The sequence below is a fragment of the Sulfidibacter corallicola genome (assembly GCF_017498545.1).
GTDB classification, from domain to species: Bacteria; Acidobacteriota; Holophagae; order Acanthopleuribacterales; family Acanthopleuribacteraceae; genus Sulfidibacter; species Sulfidibacter corallicola.
The window spans coordinates 9,190,878-9,207,705 of record NZ_CP071793.1; the positions used below are offsets into that span (position 1 = coordinate 9,190,878).

A 16,828-nucleotide genomic window follows, 5' to 3' on the forward strand; every position below is an offset into this window, starting at 1 on the left:
ATCATTTGTCGCGCGAAAAGACCGAAAAAAACCGAACACTTTGAGCCGTTCATTCTAGGCAAGGTACATGGAGTCGATCCGATTTTCCCACGCGACCTCCACGGGACCTCCAGCCAGCAGCCCGGATCGGCTCCATCCCTCGGGCACATCGCGCGGTCGACCTTTTCCTTTCCGCATTGCAGCCTGCCCGACCGGGCCATCGGTGGCATCTCCATCGCCATGGCCTCCCCATATCTCATCCACAGGCGGTGACCGCACCCGCGGTCGCGGCCCGCTATCTCCCTGCATACAAGGAGTCTTTCCATGCATCGGCTATCCAAGCCAACCAGGATCTTTCCATACCTCCTATGTCTTTTCAGCTTCACCCACCTATGGGCCAACCCGGCCGGCGGCATCGAGGGCCTCTTCGAGGTCAACTCCTCGGGCGCGGCCAACTACACGGTGCCGATCGATATTCCGCCAGGAATCAACGGCGCCCAACCCAACCTGGCACTCCGCTACGACAGCATGATTCCCGATGGACCGCTCGGTCCCGGCTGGTCGCTCCAGGGCATTCCCAGCATCACCCGCGGCCCGCAAACCAGGACGGTGGACGGCAGGCAACGCGCCGTTCGCTTCGATGCAGCCGACAAAGACCGGCTCTACTTTCAAGGCCAGCGACTCGTCGCGGTACAGGACGCATCCGGAACCGCGTTGACCCAGCCGGATCGACGGGCTGCCGCCTACGGCAAGGACGGCACGGTCTACCGCACCGAAAAAGAGAGCTGGATGAAGATCGTCGGCCACGGCGACATCGACGGCGACGGCGCCTGGTTCGAGGTCATCCAGCGCGGCGGCCATCGCTGGATCTTCGGCCGCGAGGCCCAGGCGCGGGCCGAGGTCGCCGGTCACACGCGGGCCTGGGGCCTCGACCAGGCCAGTGACCTGAACGGCAATACCATCGCCTTTCAGTACCTGACCAACAGCTCCGGCTTGTTGCTGATCGAGACCATCGCCTACACCGGAGGGCATGTGGCAGCCACCCGTTCGGTTCATTTCGCCTATGTGGATCGGACCCCCTTGGTCCAATACCTCGGCGGGAAGACCATCGCCAACGACAAGCTGCTGCACACCATCACGACCAGGGTCTCGGACAGACCCGTCACGCGCTATACGGTGAACTACGAGGTCAGCCCCACCAGCGAGCGCCAACGGGTTCGGGCCATCGAACGCTGCGGCAACGCGGCCTATGAAGACGCGCGGGCTACCTCTCCCAATTGGGCGTGTTTCGAACCCACGACCTTCAGCTACGACGACACATCGTCCGAAATCCACGAAACCAACCTGGGCAGCCCGGCCCGCGACATGGGCTTCAGCGAGATGTTCTATCCCGCCGACTGGAACGGCGACGGTCTGACCGACTTCCTCTACAAGGAACGGGGCAACAACCGCTTCCGCCTGCTGCGCAGCACCGGTGACCGGCTGGTGGACGAGGCCTTCGCCGACGTCTCCACGCTGGGCGAGCCGGCCCGCAAAGAACAGGTCTGGTCGGCCGATCTCAACAACGACGGCATCTTGGACATGGTCTACCTGATCGCGGCGGGCGACCACGATCAATACGACCATCGCTACGGCGCGGTCCTGAGCAATCGCAACGGGGCACGCAACCTGGTGGTCTACGGCCAACGGGAGGACACACCCCAAGACCAGTTCGGCGACATTCGCGGCCACTGGCTGATGGACTTCGACGGCGACGGCGACGCGGATCTGATCTACAACCGCGCCCTCACCTCGGATTACCTGTGGCTGCCCAACGAGGGCGGCGCTTTCACCACCGCACGCCGTGCCACCACGCTCGGCGACTACGTGCACGACAACGGGCAATCCAAGGCCCAGTGGCTGGTGGACGTGAACGGCGACCGCCTGCCCGATCTGGTCTACATCCACGGCCTCAATTTCAACTACATGGTGTGCCTCAACAACGGGGAAGGCGGGTTTCGCTCGGCCCGGCGCTGGCACGGACACGCCGAGAACACGGCCTTCTTCTTCAATCACTGGTTGACCGACGTCAACGGCGACGGCCTGGCCGACCTGATGTTCGGTCAGTTGGACAACAGCGGCGGCGTCATCCAGTACCAGGCGCTGGTGAGCACCGGCACGTCCTTCGTGAAGAAATCGTTGGGCCATGCCGCGACCACCTACGTCAACATCTACGGCGCGCAACAGTGGCTGGCGGACATGAACGGCGACGGCATCCCCGATTTGCTGTACCAGCAATACGACGGCTGGAGCGACGAGGACAACCCCACCGAGCACAGCACCCAGCACTACCGCCTCCAAATCGGACGGAACGGATCCGGCTTCGACAGCCACGAGACCTTGTTCGGCACCAAAGACCACGAGTCCGACCAGGGCGACAGCGCCCAGTGGCTGCTGGACATGGACGGCGACGGCCTCACCGACCTGGTCTACCAGAAGAAGGACAGCAACGAACTGCGCGTACTGCTCAATCCCGCCGACAAGGCCGACCTGATCACCCGCATCGAAGAACCCTTCGGCGGCCGGGTGGACATCCACTACAAGCCGCTGACCGACGAGGCCCTGTACACCGAAGTCGACACCAGCGCACCCCTGGCGGAAGGGCAACAGTGGTTCCACGGATCCATGCGGGTCGTGGCCTCCTACCGTCTGGACGCGGGCCCCACCAAGGGTCAAACCTACAACTTCACCTACCTCGGTGGGGTCAGCGACATGCAACGCGGGTTCATGGGTTTCCGGGCGATGACCGTGGAAGGTCGCGACACGGGACTTCGCATCACCCATCGCTATCACACCGAGTTCCCGAAAAACGGCCTGCCCCGGGAAACCACGGAAGCCGGCGACGGCTTCAGCAACAGGACCCGTCACGGCTACGCCGCGACGACCACCGCAAACACCGCGGTTCATCGCGTCGAACCGACCGAAACCTCCGAGGAACGCCAGTTGGGCGGCACGACCATCACCACGCGACGCGAATACCGGTACGACGACTACGGGAACCTGATCGCCACACTGGACCTGGGCGATACGCGCCACGACGATGACGACGTGTTGACCGTGAACCGTTTTCGGGTGGATCCGGCGGCATGGCGCCTGAACGAACGACTGGAGTCGAAGACGCTCGCCCGCTCGACGATTCCCTCCGAGCTGGCCTCCCTGTGGCGCCGCTGGCATGCGGGCACGGACCTCTCCTGGCAGCGCTGGACCTACGATGCCAAGGGCAATCTCACGGAGGACCAAACCTACGTGGACACCCACGAGGTTTGGTCCGGCACCCGCTACGCCCACGACCGTTTCGGCAACGTCATTCAAACCACCAATCCCGAGGGCCACGTCACCACGGTGCGCTTCGAAGATCGACACCACACCTTCCCGCACACGACGCGGTTCGCGGAAGGCGGGCTTTCCCAGGAGGATCGCTACGACGCCCGTTTCGGCCTGCTCACCTCGAGCACGGACGCGAACGGCCACGTCTCGAGCACCGATTTCGACGCCCACGGACGGCCGGTTCGCAACTACGGGCCAGACCCCGACTCGGACGATCAACTGCTGATCTCCGTGACCCACTACGGCATGGACGGCCAACGCGGCTACTACGTGGAGACCCGAACCCGCGACACCTGGAACGAAGACGACCAGGACGGGTGGCAGTGGAAGCGCGTCTACCACGACGGGCTGTTGCGCCCCTATCGCACGGAAACCCAAGGCTATCGCCAGGACCAGACACGCGTGACCCTGACCGAATTCGATGCGGCCGGGCGCGTCATGGACGAGTCCCTGCCCTTCTACGACGGCGAGGCGGTGCGCTATCACCGCAGGATCTACTACGGCGACGGCCGCATCAAATCCATCACCGATCCCATGGGCGCCGTCCACCGCTTCCAGTACGGGGCGGACCAACAGGGCTTCTACGTGGTGGCCACCATGCCGGACCCCTCGGCCCAAGCCGGCGCGCGTGCGGGCGAGGTCAGCACCAAAACCTGGTTCGACGGTCACGGCCGCAAGGTGCGCCATCGAGACGAGGAAGGCCACATCTCGATGACCGCATACGATCGCCTGGGCCGCGTCACCACCAAAACCGATGCGAAAGGCGGTGCGAGCGGCTTCAGCTACGATTCGCGCGGCCAGATCACGGAGCACGACGCCCCCGATAGCGGGATCTCGCACTTCGGCTACGACTTGAGCGGACGCCTGGTGGAGAGTACCGATGCGCTCGGCAACAAGATCAGCATGACCCATGACGCGATGGGCCGCATCGCCAGCAAAACGCTGAGCCAGCCCTCGCAAAACCTGGACGACGTAACCTATCGCTACACCTACGGCGAGCGAGGCATCGCCAACGGCGCCGGTCGCCTGACCTCGGTCACCAGCGACAACCTGGGCAAGGCCACCTGGCGGTACGCCTACGACAAACAGGGCCGGATCAAGGCCAAGACCGTCGTACCGCAGTTCGGGGCATTCGCCGGCACCACCTATACCAGCCTCTACCGCTACGATCCCATCGGGCGATTGGTGGAAACGACCAATCCTGACGGCAGCGTCCTGCGCAATGCCTACCACCGCTGGGGCGATTACCTGGGCCGGGTCAGTCTCCATGAGCCAGGCCGGCGGGTGCCCGAGCAAATCATCCGCTACGAGGATTACACCGCGCTGGGACAGCCGCTACTGGCCGAGTACGGCAACGGCGTCACGACCGGTTACGGCTTCGACGCACTGGGTCGGATGAAATCCAGCAAATCCACCACGAGCGGCGGCGATCGCCTGCTGGACCAACAGTTCAGTTGGAACACCGCCCACAAGATCACCGCGGTTCGCGAAGGCACGAATCGATCGTTGAGCCAGACTTTCGGCTACAGCGCCGCCGGCCGCCTGACCTCCGCGTCCGGGATCTACGGGGACCTGGATTTCGCCTACGACCCCAACGGCAACCTGCAATCGCGCGGCACGGTGAAATTCCAGCGCGACGTCAACGCGGTGAACCGCCTGACCGGCAGCAGCGACGGCGACGTCTACGCCTACCACGACAACGGCTGGATGTCGCAACACCACACGCCCGACGGTGCGGCGAAGATGTGGTTCCGGTACGATGCCGACGGCCGCCTGATCTCGACCCGCGTCGAACGCGACCAGGACGGTACCCAAGTCATCAGCGAGAAAACGGCGCTCTACGACCCCGAAGGCAACGTATTCCTGAAGCGCGATCACGAACACACCACGCTGTACGCCTTCCCCGGCTACGAAATCACCCGACTTTCGGACGGCAGCTTCCTGCGAACCCTCCATGTGGGCGGCCGTTCGGGTGAGGTGGCGGCGGTGACGCGCGCCGGAAAGGGCGATACGGTCGCCTCGCTGGCGATGAACGGCGCACTCTATGACCGAAGCACCCTCGAAGGCCTGACCCACGCCGTCGGCTACGGGTTGTTGGCCAAGATGAGCCGGGTGGCCGAGAACGGCACCGGCGGCGCGGTGCTGCTGGGCCTGCTGCTCAGTGCACTGCTGCTGCTCTACCTGGTGGTGGCCTTCAAGGGCGCCCGCCGCGCATCGTGGCTGGGTCGGAGCCGGGAGGCGCTGGCCGCCGTTTTCGATCGAACTGGTTTGCTGGAATCCGGTCAGGCTCGCAACCTGGCTTCCCGCGACGTCACCGACTACGCCCGGCCCCGCTTCGCACGCGCCATGGCGACCGGCCTGGTGCTCGCCGCGCTGACGCTCGGCGGCGGAGGCACCGCGATGGCGGCCGTCACCCCTGGTGCCAACGGAGCCGGCGTACCGGTCGCGGACAGCATACGCTATTTCCACGGCGACCAGGTGTTCAGCTCACGGGTCGTCACCAACGAGCGCGGTACGGTCACCGCCCGCATCGCCTACCAGCCGTACGGCCGCATGGTCACGTCCCACGGCGAGGGTACCGACGATTTCGCGGCCAAATTCTCCGGCCGCCAATGGGACGAGGACGCCCAGCTCTACGATTTCGGATCGCGCTACTACGATCCCTGGAGTGGCAGCTTTCTCACCACCGACCGCGCCGGCCAATTCGCGAGCCCCTACAGCTACGTGGGCGGCGATCCCATCAGCCGCGTGGACCCCACCGGTGACTTCGCGGTGCTGACCGCGATCATCATCGGCGCCATCATCGGCGCCGTGATCGGCGGTTACTTCGGCGGCGTCGCCACCAACAACGGCAACTTCAACCCCGCCGCCTGGGACTGGTCCTCGGGCAAGACCTGGGCCGGGATTTTCGTGGGCGCAGCCTTCGGCGCCGTTTCGGGAGCGATCGGCGGCCTCGGCGCGGGCGCCAGTTTCGGCGCCGGCCTGGCCCTGTCGACGATCTCCGGAGCCGTGTTCGGCGGTCTCGAGTCGCTGTCGTTGGCCGCGATCAACGGGCAATCCGGATCGGATCTGTTCAACGCCTGGCTGACGGGTACGCTGTTGGGTGGCGCCATCGGCGGTGTCGCCCACGTGGGCTCGGCCGCCCTGGGCCAGATCGCCAAGCGCACCTTCAAGGCCTTCCGCTACATGCGCTCCTCCCTGGCGCGCACGATTCGCAGCGGATCGCGGGCTCCGCGGGCCCTGGCCAAACTGGGTCAGTGTTTCACCGAAAACACGTTGGTCGCCACCGACGAGGGCATGGTCCCCATCGATGACATCGAGGTCGGCGAACAGGTTTGGGCTTTCAACGAGGAGACCGGCGACATCGAAATGCGGCCGGTCGTCCGCCTGTTCCGTCGCACCAAGGACACGTTGGTCAAGGTCGAGATGGACGACCAGGTGATCGAGACCACCACCGAGCACCCGTTCTACGTGGACGGTCAAGGCTGGGTGGAGGCCGAGGACCTGGAAGCGGGCGATCGCCTGGTGACCCGTGCCGGCCAGATTTCGGAGGTCGACGCGATCAGCTTCGAGAAGGGCAGCTTCCGCGTCTACAACTTCGAAGTGGAAACGGCCCACACCTACTACGTGGCGGGCAGCCTGGCCCTGAACCAGGATGTCGCGGCCGGTCCCGCCGTGTTGGTGCACAACCTGTGCAACGCCGACCTGCGGGATTTGCGGTTCCGCTATCGCAGCATCCGCCCCAACCAAAACATGGCCGGCGCCTATTGGAAGATCAATGGCCGGCGCGGCCAGCTCTGGAGCGCCAGCGGTCCGGCCCGGGTGGGCATGCCCGACGAGGCCCCCAACGCCAACATCCGATACTCGCTTCTCAAGCCCATCACCCGCGAAGACGTGTCGGACCCGATCATGTTCGAGGATGCCGTGGCGCGCAACACCCGCGAATTCGACACCGAGTTCAAGATCTTGGAGGAGATCACCCAGCGGTTCAGGAACCACCAGGGCACGGCGACGGGGTACGTCCGGCTGCACACCGAGCTGGCGCCGTGCAACTCGTGCGACTGGGTCATGACCAACTTCAAGCGGCGATTCCCCAACGTGGACCTGGACGTGACCTGGGGACCCCACAAGGAACCACACTTCGTCCAATAGACGCAACCCAACCTGACACCTGAAACCGGGCCTGGCCTTCCCCATCGCGGTGAGGCCAGGCCCTTCCTCGTGTGAAGCGCGAAGCGACGGAGGCGCGACGTTCCCCCTCCACCGGAGCGCCCTCGCTCGGCGTTCCCGCATCACCAGAGGGGCGTTAGGCCTGTAGGTTGGCCCGCTGGGCCGACGCTCCCAAGCAACCCAAGCAACAGCAACCAATTGCACCAAAGTGCGAAGCCGATCCTTTCCCTCACGCCGCCAATCGAAAGCCGATAAGTCAAAACTCCCCGCATCTCCAGAGGGGCGTTAGGCCTGGAGGTTGGCCCGCTGGGCCGACACTTCGAAGCAACTCAAGCAACAGCAACCCATTGCACCAAAGTGCGAAGCCGATCCTTTCCCTCACGCCCCCAATCGAAAGCCGATAAGTCAAAACTCCCCGCATCTCCAGAGGGGCGTTAGGCCTGGAGGTTGGCCCGCTGGGCCGACACTTCGAAGCAACCCAAGCAACAGCAATCCATTGCGCCAAAGTGCGAAGCCGATCCTTTCCCTCACGACCCCAATCGAAAGCCGATAAGTCAAAACTCCCCGCATCTCCAGAGGGGCGTTAGGCCTGGAGGTTGGCCCGCTGGGCCGACACTTCGAAGCAACCCAAGCAACAGCAACCAATTGCGCCAAAGTGCGAAGCCGATCCTTTCCCTCACGACCCCAATCGAAAGCCGATAAGTCAAAACTCCCCGCATCCCCAGAGGGGCGTTAGGCCTGTAGGTGGAACAGCGTGTTCCACCAATCGAAGCGACGTCCGTTTCGGTCAGGTATAGAGCCAAAGAGCGGAGCGATCCGTTCTCCCGAGCAGGTCAAAACCGGGATAGAAGCCCTCTAGATCGAATCGGTACATCGCGTCGGAGTAGCTTCGGCTGGTTGAGCAAGCTGCTCAACCTACAGGCTTTACGAAGCTTGTGGGCTTACGGGAACCTCGTGCCGGTTGGCTCCGACGAGCTGCCGATCTTAGGGGAATGGATCCCCGACCCGAATCGGGTCGACCCATCGTAGAGCGTGATCCGGGAATTCCCGTATCCTAAGATGGGCGTCAGGCCTGTAGGTGGAACAGCTTGTTCCACCAATCGATATAGTGGACCCCGTTGTCTAGACCAAAAGGTGCCAAACTTAAGCTTCGGTGGCGTGGTACACCTCGGAGGGTTTCTGGTTGCCGAGCGATTGATGTGGCCGCTCGTTGTTGTAGTGTTCAAAGTACCTGTGAAGCCCATGGTACAGTTCCAGGCCGTTTTCGTAACTGTGCAGGTAGATGTGCTCGTATTTCACCGAACGCCACAATCGTTCGACAAACACGTTGTCCAGTGCGCGTCCCTTGCCGTCCATGCTGATCTGAACCTCTGCCTCCTGAAGGATTTCGGTGAATTTCGGGCTCGTGAATTGCGCGCCTTGATCGGTGTTGAATATCGAAGGTTTCTTGTTTTGCAGCGCGCGTCTCAGAACCTCGCGGCAAAAGGCTCCATCCAGCGTGTTGGAGATTTCCCAAGCCACCACGTACCGGCTGTACCAGTCGATAATCGCCGTCAGGTACATGTAGCCTCGCCGCATCGGCACATAGGTGATGTCGGTGCTCCAAACGTGGTTGGGATGGGTGATGGTCAGGTCCCGCAGCAAGTAAGGATACACGCGATGGGCCGGGTTGGCCGCGCTGGTGCGGGGCTTGGGATACACGGCCTCCAGGGCCATCAACCGCATGAGCCGTTGAATCCGTTTCCGGTTGACCGCATACCCTCGATCTCGCAGGAAGGCGGCCATGCGTCGGCTGCCGAAGTAGGGGAAATCCAGGTAAATACGATCGATCTCCGACATCAAGACCAGGTTTTCGGGCCTCTCGGGTCGCGGCTCGTAGTAGTACGAGGCTCGCGATAACCCAAGCAAGGCGCACTGCCGGCGAATGCTCAACCGGCGGTGATGGGGTTCGATACACAGCCGTTTCTCCTCAATGCAGGGATTCAGATTTTTTTTTGAGCCAGTCGAGCTCCACCTGGAGACGACCGATTTGTTCGTAAAGCTTGCCGATTTCCGGTGATTCGCCGGCGGGTTTTCGAGGAGCCTTCCCGCTCTCGAACACCTCCGGCAGGGACTCGATCACCTGCTTTTTCCAGCGGTTGATCAGGGTCGGGTGGACCCCGTACTGGGCTGACAGTTCCGAGACCGTTTTGATGCCGCGAATCGCTTCCAAAGCCACCCGGGACTTGAACTTGGGATCGTGATTGTTGCGCTTCCTAGCCAAAACTCGGTTTACCTCTCTCCGGCTCCGCAGTAGCTGTTGGCCGAGGGGGATATAAACGGACGAACGACCATGGTGTTAGGGTGGACCCCTGGCGCACCATGGACATCTTGATGGCGCAGCTTGCTGGGCCGTCAAGGTGTCCCCTGGGGTACGAGGGGTGGGCCCCAACACTATGGTGGAGCGCCCGCTTTATGCTCCCCCTTGGCTCTCTGCCCCGCTGTTTACCCGAGGTCCCACCTTAACGCTTTTGAAGCTTAGCTCCTGGTCTCGATTATGGGGTCCATTATACGAAGCGACACCGACTTCGAAAAAGTCCAGAGCCAAAGAGCGGAGCGATCCATTCTCCCGAGCAGGCCAAAGCCGGAATTGCGTCCCTCTCGAAAGGGTCCGTACATCTCATCCGAGTGACTTCGTTTGGTTGAGCAGGGCCGGTAAGGCAAGCTGCCATACCATTTTCACCCGTCCGATCACGGAGTACTGCATCTCCTAGCAATCGTTCTCAGAAAGGTAACCCGGCCAGATGAGACGATCTCAATACGTGAAAGCCAAGCGGAGTTGGATGTTGCGACCTTCCCGCATGAACTGGTGCGGTCCCGACCTGCGGATGTTGGCCTGGAAATACGCCTCGTCGAAAATGTTGTTGACCGCCAGAAAGTCTCCCTACCGGTCTGGCGGATATACCTCAGCTTGCTCTCTGCGAACTCGGGCGACTCTCTTGAAACTAAAGGGTACCTATAACCTGAGCTGGGTCTTGCCGGCGTCAAATCTTGATCAGGAAGGCAGGAATGATGGAAACCAGGAAAAGCAGGACCATAATATGTCACCAATGCCGATCCTTTCCCGGTTTCCAATCTTTATGAATTCCTGCTTAATTTTTGAAATATATGACCCATGGCCCTTCGCCAGAAACCAGGTAGGGTGTTTCTTTCTCGAAATCGAGCGGGTATGTCCGCCGGTGCGTGGCTCTTATGCAACAAACTCTGTAAAGACCGAAGATAAGGTTTAAAGTCTTTAAGGAAGCAAGTTCCGCTCGGAGCACCCGAATGCCGAGAGATTTGTCGTGCCCGGTAGGGGCATCAGGGGCGGTAAGCCCGCCGGATGAACTTGTCGAAATAATCCATGCGAGGAGTTCCAACCTAATTAATGTGCGTCGTGCATGCGGGAACTCCCGAGCGATTCGTTTCGGGCTCCGTGGTGGAAAAATGCCCCAGCCTCACAACCACCTAGAAACGAAGGCGATCCTACCCCCTACGAAATGACCACGTCGTTCACGGCCAGGAGCAAAGTGAACACGGCGCCTCGACCCAAGCCGTCGCTGCGACCGGTCAGCTCGCCGCCCAACTCCTTGGCCGCGTTGGCGCAGAAGTGCAGCCCAAACCCGTTGCCGCCTCGTTTGGTGGTGAACCCGTGGGAGAAGATCTTGGCCAGGTTGTCCTTGGAAATCCCCACGCCGTTGTCCACGACACGGATGCGGAGCCACCCCTCGTCCGGCGACGAAAGCTCGATCACGAGCCGTTTCTCCTCATCCGATTTGTGGGCCATCATCGCTTCGCGCCCGTTTTTGATCAAATTGATGAGGATGTGCATCAGCTTGACCTTGGAGGTCCGCAGGGGCTCGACGACCTGGTAGTCGCGCACGACGTGGATGCCGTTCTTTTTCAAGGAGGGCGTCTCCAAATTGAGGGCGTCGTCGATGACCTCGGCCAGATCGACCTCCTCGTAGAGCTCCACACCCTTGGCGTAGACCTGCTGGGTCATGATGATTTGTTTGATGATCTGGACCTTTTCCCGCATTTCCACCAAGGTCTCGGACAAATGGGTCAGCTCCGTTTCGTAGACTTCGCCGAAATCTATGAGGTACTTCATCAGGATCGGGCCCTTCTTCGATTGATGCAGGAACTGTTCGATGTGATCCAGGTTGGCTTCCAACAATTTCATGGCCTGCTGGTAGCCCTGGGCGTGGTTCTCGTTCAGTTCGCCGACCATTTGATCGACGGACACATTGAGGCTGTTCAGCACGTTGCCGATGTTGTGCACCACGCCGGTGGCGATCTCGGCCATACCGGCGGCGTGGGCGTTCTGCAGTGCGATGGCCTGGCTGGTTTCCAGTTCCCGGGTGCGGTCTTCGACCTTGGCTTCCAGGTTGCGGTTGATCTCCACCAATTGGCGCTGGGTGATCACCAACTCGGAGGTCATGGCGTTGAAGGCCTGCGCCAATCGTCCGATCTCGCCGCGTGCCCGAAAATTGACCTGGGGGTCTTCGATCTCGCCGATCGACTTGCCCAACTGGAGTTCGTGGCCGATGCTCGCAGCCTTGCGGGTGATGCGGTTGATCGGTCGCACGATGAACAGGAACTGGTAGGAAAAAGCGAGAATGAAGATGATCACGGCGATCAAGAAAATGTAGTTGAGGATGGTCATCTTGATTTGCCCGGCCACCTGGCCGTATTCGGCGAAAGGCTTGACGATGACCGCCTTCCAGTAGGCGCCAGGGATGTGGAACACGGACACCACGACCTTTTGGCCGAGCAGCAGATCGTCGTCGACTTCGACGGAATGGATCAGGCTGGTGTCGGGGAAGCGTTCGCGGTAGGGATCGAGCATCACGGCAGTGATCATTTGGGCGGCGTGGTCGTCCACCTGGTAGCTGCTGGCATCGATGGCTTCCACCAACTGTCGGGTGTAATAGGGGTTGGCCTGCGACAGGTCGATCAATTGCCGATTGAGTGCGTCCAGCTCGCGCGCCATGGGTCGGAAGCGGGGTTCCTGCTCGGCGAAACTGGTCACGGTGTGAAAGGCCTCGACCAGGTTCCCTTTACCGTCGCGAGAGTAGATTTTGGCGATCTCGGGTTTGGGAAAGGTGATGAATCGATTGTCGCGGTCCAATAAAAAGAGGTAGCCGCCGGTTTTTCCGGCCCATTGGGTGACCAGTTCGTGCAGGCCCTCGAGCTTGAGGTCTACCGTGGCCACACCCCTGAAGGCGCTTTCCGCATCGCGCATGGCCACCGTCACCGTCACCATCGGCTGGTAGGAGTAGGGGTCCATGTACGATCCGGACCAGAAGCTCCTGCCCTCCTCCACGATGTGCGGGATCACCACGTACCATTCCTCGTTGTGGTAACCGGGCGACGCCAAGAAGGAGGTGCGATACAGTTCGTCCGTGGTGAATCGGGATTCGTCGAACTCGGGGCCGGGCGCGTTGTACTCGTCGAAGAACACCAGTTGATTGCGCTCGTCGCGCCCCCAAAAAAAGCTCGCACGGCGAAGTTCGGGATCGAATACGTAGGGTTCGAACCACAGGCCACCGCCCGCCACGTCGAAATCGCCGTCGAAATCGAGCATGGGTCGAACGGTGTTGCGAATCAGGGCCTGTTCGTGGGGCAGCACCTCGCCCACGTTGGCCATGGTGCGCGTGAGGGCCTCGATCTTGTCCAGGCGGGCACTCATCTGGCTGACCACGTAGTTGCCGTTCTCTTCGATCAACTTGGCGGACTCGGCCATCACCAGCTTGGAGCCGACGGTATTCATGACGACGACAATGCCGGTAATGAGAGCCGTATCGAACAGCAGCATGCCCATAAGCACTTTAAAGGCAATGCTTTTATAAAAGGATACGCGCGTCTCGATGGGTTTCGAGTCGGGCCTTGGCTGCGGTAGAGCGGACATGGACATCGGCCTGATCACTCCGCACGATTGAATCACATCTGTTGGGGAGAATTTTGGGAGCGATCTTATTTTACCGTGGGTCCCAGTGGAAGGGAGGGTTTTTTGAACGTTACGTCAGAATTGTGGCGGCGGGGTATCTGAGGAGAGGTCGCCAAGTCGGTCGGGAGGATTGAAAACGAGCGATGCCCGTGACATTCAAGGGACCTGGAAGGCTTGGCGCGGGTTCCAAGAGATGAAGATCGAGTGGCGGCTGGAGGCGGGTGGCGATCCGGCATCGAAGGTCGAGTTCCTAGAGCGTCAGCCCTACCATGGATTGTCGGGTCGCCCACGCCCCTGCACCTGTCACCCGATCACATTGCACGAGGACATCCAAGAAATGTGCATGATCGACTGACTACCGCTCACGTCATCTTGGTTCGCGAGAAATATAAAACTGCGTAAACAACTCCGTTCTCAAAGGATCGCGGTCACTGGTAGGATCGTAGTACCAGTTGATATTGGGATCATGAAGAAACTCGAGTTCCTTTTCGAGGTTGAGATTCGTACTTTCGGTGTCATAAAGATCTTTGTCGTAACTGGGCCATTGGTTGGTTCCCGATTGCCAAAAAAAGTGACTGCTGTCGAAGAAATCCTTGAGAACGTCCGATGCATGTTGCCACTTTCGAATCATGATGTTGGCTTTTTCCCGGAAGTACCGATTGTATCGCTCGATCGGCAGCTCCGGAGGCGTTTTCCAGACGCCGGCCTCCTTCGCCTCGACATAGATCTGGTTCAACTGAACGATATCGATCACCGGATTATCACCCCAGTTTCGGAAGCTCTTGGTTACAGCTCTCAGGCCGGCTCGGATGGCCACGTAATCCTTGAGGCTCTTAAAACCCGAATGATACTTATATTCTTTGTTTCTTTCATTCCAAGTGGGTGGACTTCCGGTCGAGTGAAAGTCATACCTATCGAAATCATCCGTAACGGCGACTTCTCTTCGATCATCGTACACGTAGGTATCGAGCCAATCATCGTACCAAAGTATGGAGCCGATGGTGTCTTTCAACCTAAAATCTTGCTTTCTGTCCAAGAAGACACGGTCGACAGCGGACATCAACAGATTGAGTGCCAAGTTGAGAAATGACCCTAAATTGCTCAGTGGTACCGTATATTCTTTCTGTTTACCCAAAATAGTTTTATATCCACTCCAACCCCTGATATTGACTTGTCCAGCGAGAAGGTTGGTGTACAAACAGAAAGAATGAACGAACAAACGAAAGGTAACATTGGCTACAGGCAAACTTTTATTATTGTATAGGTTATAACACATTTCACGAGTCAAGGTCGTGGCCTGATCGAGCGCTTCGTCATATGAGTTCAACTTGGTGACCAGGGCCCTGTAGGCATCGCTCTCCGGGCTCAACGTAGCAAATTGGTCACGGTAATTGTAGACCAGGTCGGCCCATCTATCTCCGTAGAAAGTGCTGTACAAGCAATCGAGAATACTGATCATTTGTGATCTATAAGATAACAGAGCCTGCCTGATGTTATTTTTCTGAATGGCGTCCTGAATCTGGTCCTGCACATCGTTTCCATATTGCGACGAGATGGATGCAAAAATACTGAGCCCTGAAAATACACCTGCGACGGCGGTCAAGGGTGCGGCAAGGAAGGAAAAGGCTGCAGAGGCCACCGTGAAGATGGCCGAACCAAGACCGAACAAGGTACTGAGCGCTTCGGCATTCTGGGACCACTGAGGCTGATCCGGGGTGCTTCCACCAGAGGTAATCAACTGAAGCGTCGATTCCGGAATGACATCCGCATGGTCCTGCAGGGTCTGAATATTGGCTTGTACATCGAGCGTGACCGTTTCATCGGGAATGACCTGCCTTTGCCGAGAAACGGCGGGCGCACTCCGGGCACTGCTACCGTACCTTCCCCGGTTTTTTCGGCTGGGACAATCCATGCCACGACTTTGACTGGATCTTCGGTTTCGCGAGGGTTGCCCTTGGGGTTGTTGCGGTAGGAAATCGGCCACCCCCGCCTCGACGCATTCGGTAAGATCCAAAATGAGAGTCTTGTTCAAAAGCTGCCACTCGACTTCCACGAATAGGCCGTAATAGGCCAGCTTGATTTCTTCAAGCTCGTAATTGTCGGTAATCCAAGTGGTGAGCTCGAGACCGGTACCGGAATCGAATAACTTAACCCCCTGATCGGCCACCGACCCCTGGACCTCACGGATCCTGTTCATGCTGTCTTGATACATTTGATCATGACAAGAAATGTAGAAGCTCTTGGTAAGGCCGAGAATGAGGGAAGCCCTCGACTCGAGTGTGTCGTTGTCTTCAAAAGCGAAAGTACCATCCGAGATGCCTTGAGCGGATGCATGTAAGATGACCAATTCGGCAGAAGCGAATCGCGGCCATAAGGGCAGAAGTGATATTGGACTGTTATTCAGGGAAGATTGAACGATCGCTTCAATAATTTTCACTTGACTGTTCAATTTATAGAGAGGAGGAGTATTCCCTACGGACCCGGTCAAGAAATCTTTTAGATCTTTCTCGAGAGTTCGAAGTTCATCGTTGAAGGTGGCAACAGTTATTCGGTCGTGTTCATGGTTGTCCGAATAACCCATTAAGTAGCCCCAACCTTTTCCACATAGCCAGGAAATGATTTTCAAATCATTGACGATCCCCGTACGCACATCATACTTTTCCAAAAAATCGACGAAAGGTCGTAGAGCCTTGACAATGGTGATTGCCATACAACTTCTCCCAAAAAATTTGATTTAATCCCTAGACAACGGTGATCCCCCCGCGAAGAACTCGATACGTGCGCTTCTTTCGACAAATGGAGAACAAGCGTCGTCTCTTTCCTCATGTGGGCAATAGGCATCCACTAGGCATGGTGCCCTGGCGATGCTGCCGATAAAAAATGAAACAAAATGCACCCGCACCGTTTCATCCAATCGAAGATTTCTGGATCAAAACAACCCCACACGAATGTCGTAGGCGAGTCAGTTTGATTCGAACGCCACTCTCGAAAAGACGACAAGCCTTATCCCTCAAATTCGGGGATCGATTGGTGACGACGACGCACCATCGGATCGAACCGTCTTATCGGTCCTCACACATAGGACAGGACCCTGTCGGCATCGCTTCCCTTGGAAAGCGGGATTACAATATCTGGACGAAATTCAGTGCCGGACATGAACCATGCAAAGCACATTTTGGAGCAAGGTTCCCCTAACCTCTTGAATTCTGGGGCGGTGAAACAAATGAACCTTGTCGTCGAGCCACCACCAGGGCATCAAAAGGCCTCAATCACAGGAGATGGCTAGCCGCCAGCCAGGCCGGCTCCATTCATTCTGGGTTGCGGACCAACCTCATACCAAGCAGC

Annotated in this window: 5 protein-coding genes; 2 read left to right on the top strand and 3 right to left on the bottom strand. The window is 59.2% G+C overall.

Annotation, left to right across the window (positions count from 1 at the left end; genetic code table 11):
• Positions 1-303 precede the first annotated feature (303 nt).
• Positions 304-7,497 (top strand): polymorphic toxin-type HINT domain-containing protein, encoded by a 7,194-nt coding sequence (locus J3U87_RS27840; RefSeq protein WP_237379059.1) that lies wholly within the window; start codon positions 304-306, stop codon positions 7,495-7,497.
• Between the two features lie 1,161 nt (positions 7,498-8,658).
• Here J3U87_RS27840 and J3U87_RS27845 read toward each other — a convergent pair.
• Positions 8,659-9,778, bottom strand: a protein-coding gene (locus J3U87_RS27845; RefSeq protein ID WP_420038213.1) for an IS3 family transposase whose coding sequence is annotated in 2 segments (ribosomal slippage) — positions 8,659-9,490 and positions 9,489-9,778 — 1,122 coding nt in all. Because the reading frame shifts where the segments join, the coding sequence is not laid out codon by codon here.
• Positions 9,779-11,026: 1,248 nt separating this feature from the next.
• Complete coding sequence (locus tag J3U87_RS27850; protein ID WP_237379060.1) at positions 11,027-13,351, bottom strand: ATP-binding protein; 2,325 nt, start codon at positions 13,349-13,351, stop codon at positions 11,027-11,029.
• A gap of 262 nt (positions 13,352-13,613) precedes the next feature.
• Between J3U87_RS27850 and J3U87_RS27855 the strand changes: the two genes are divergently transcribed.
• Positions 13,614-13,838, top strand: coding sequence for a hypothetical protein (locus J3U87_RS27855; protein ID WP_237379061.1), 225 nt, complete (start codon positions 13,614-13,616; stop codon positions 13,836-13,838).
• Between the two features lie 12 nt (positions 13,839-13,850).
• On the opposite strand, the gene J3U87_RS27860 is transcribed toward J3U87_RS27855, so the two are convergent.
• Complete coding sequence (locus J3U87_RS27860) at positions 13,851-16,193, bottom strand: hypothetical protein (RefSeq protein WP_237379062.1); 2,343 nt, start codon at positions 16,191-16,193, stop codon at positions 13,851-13,853.
• Positions 16,194-16,828 lie beyond the last annotated feature (635 nt).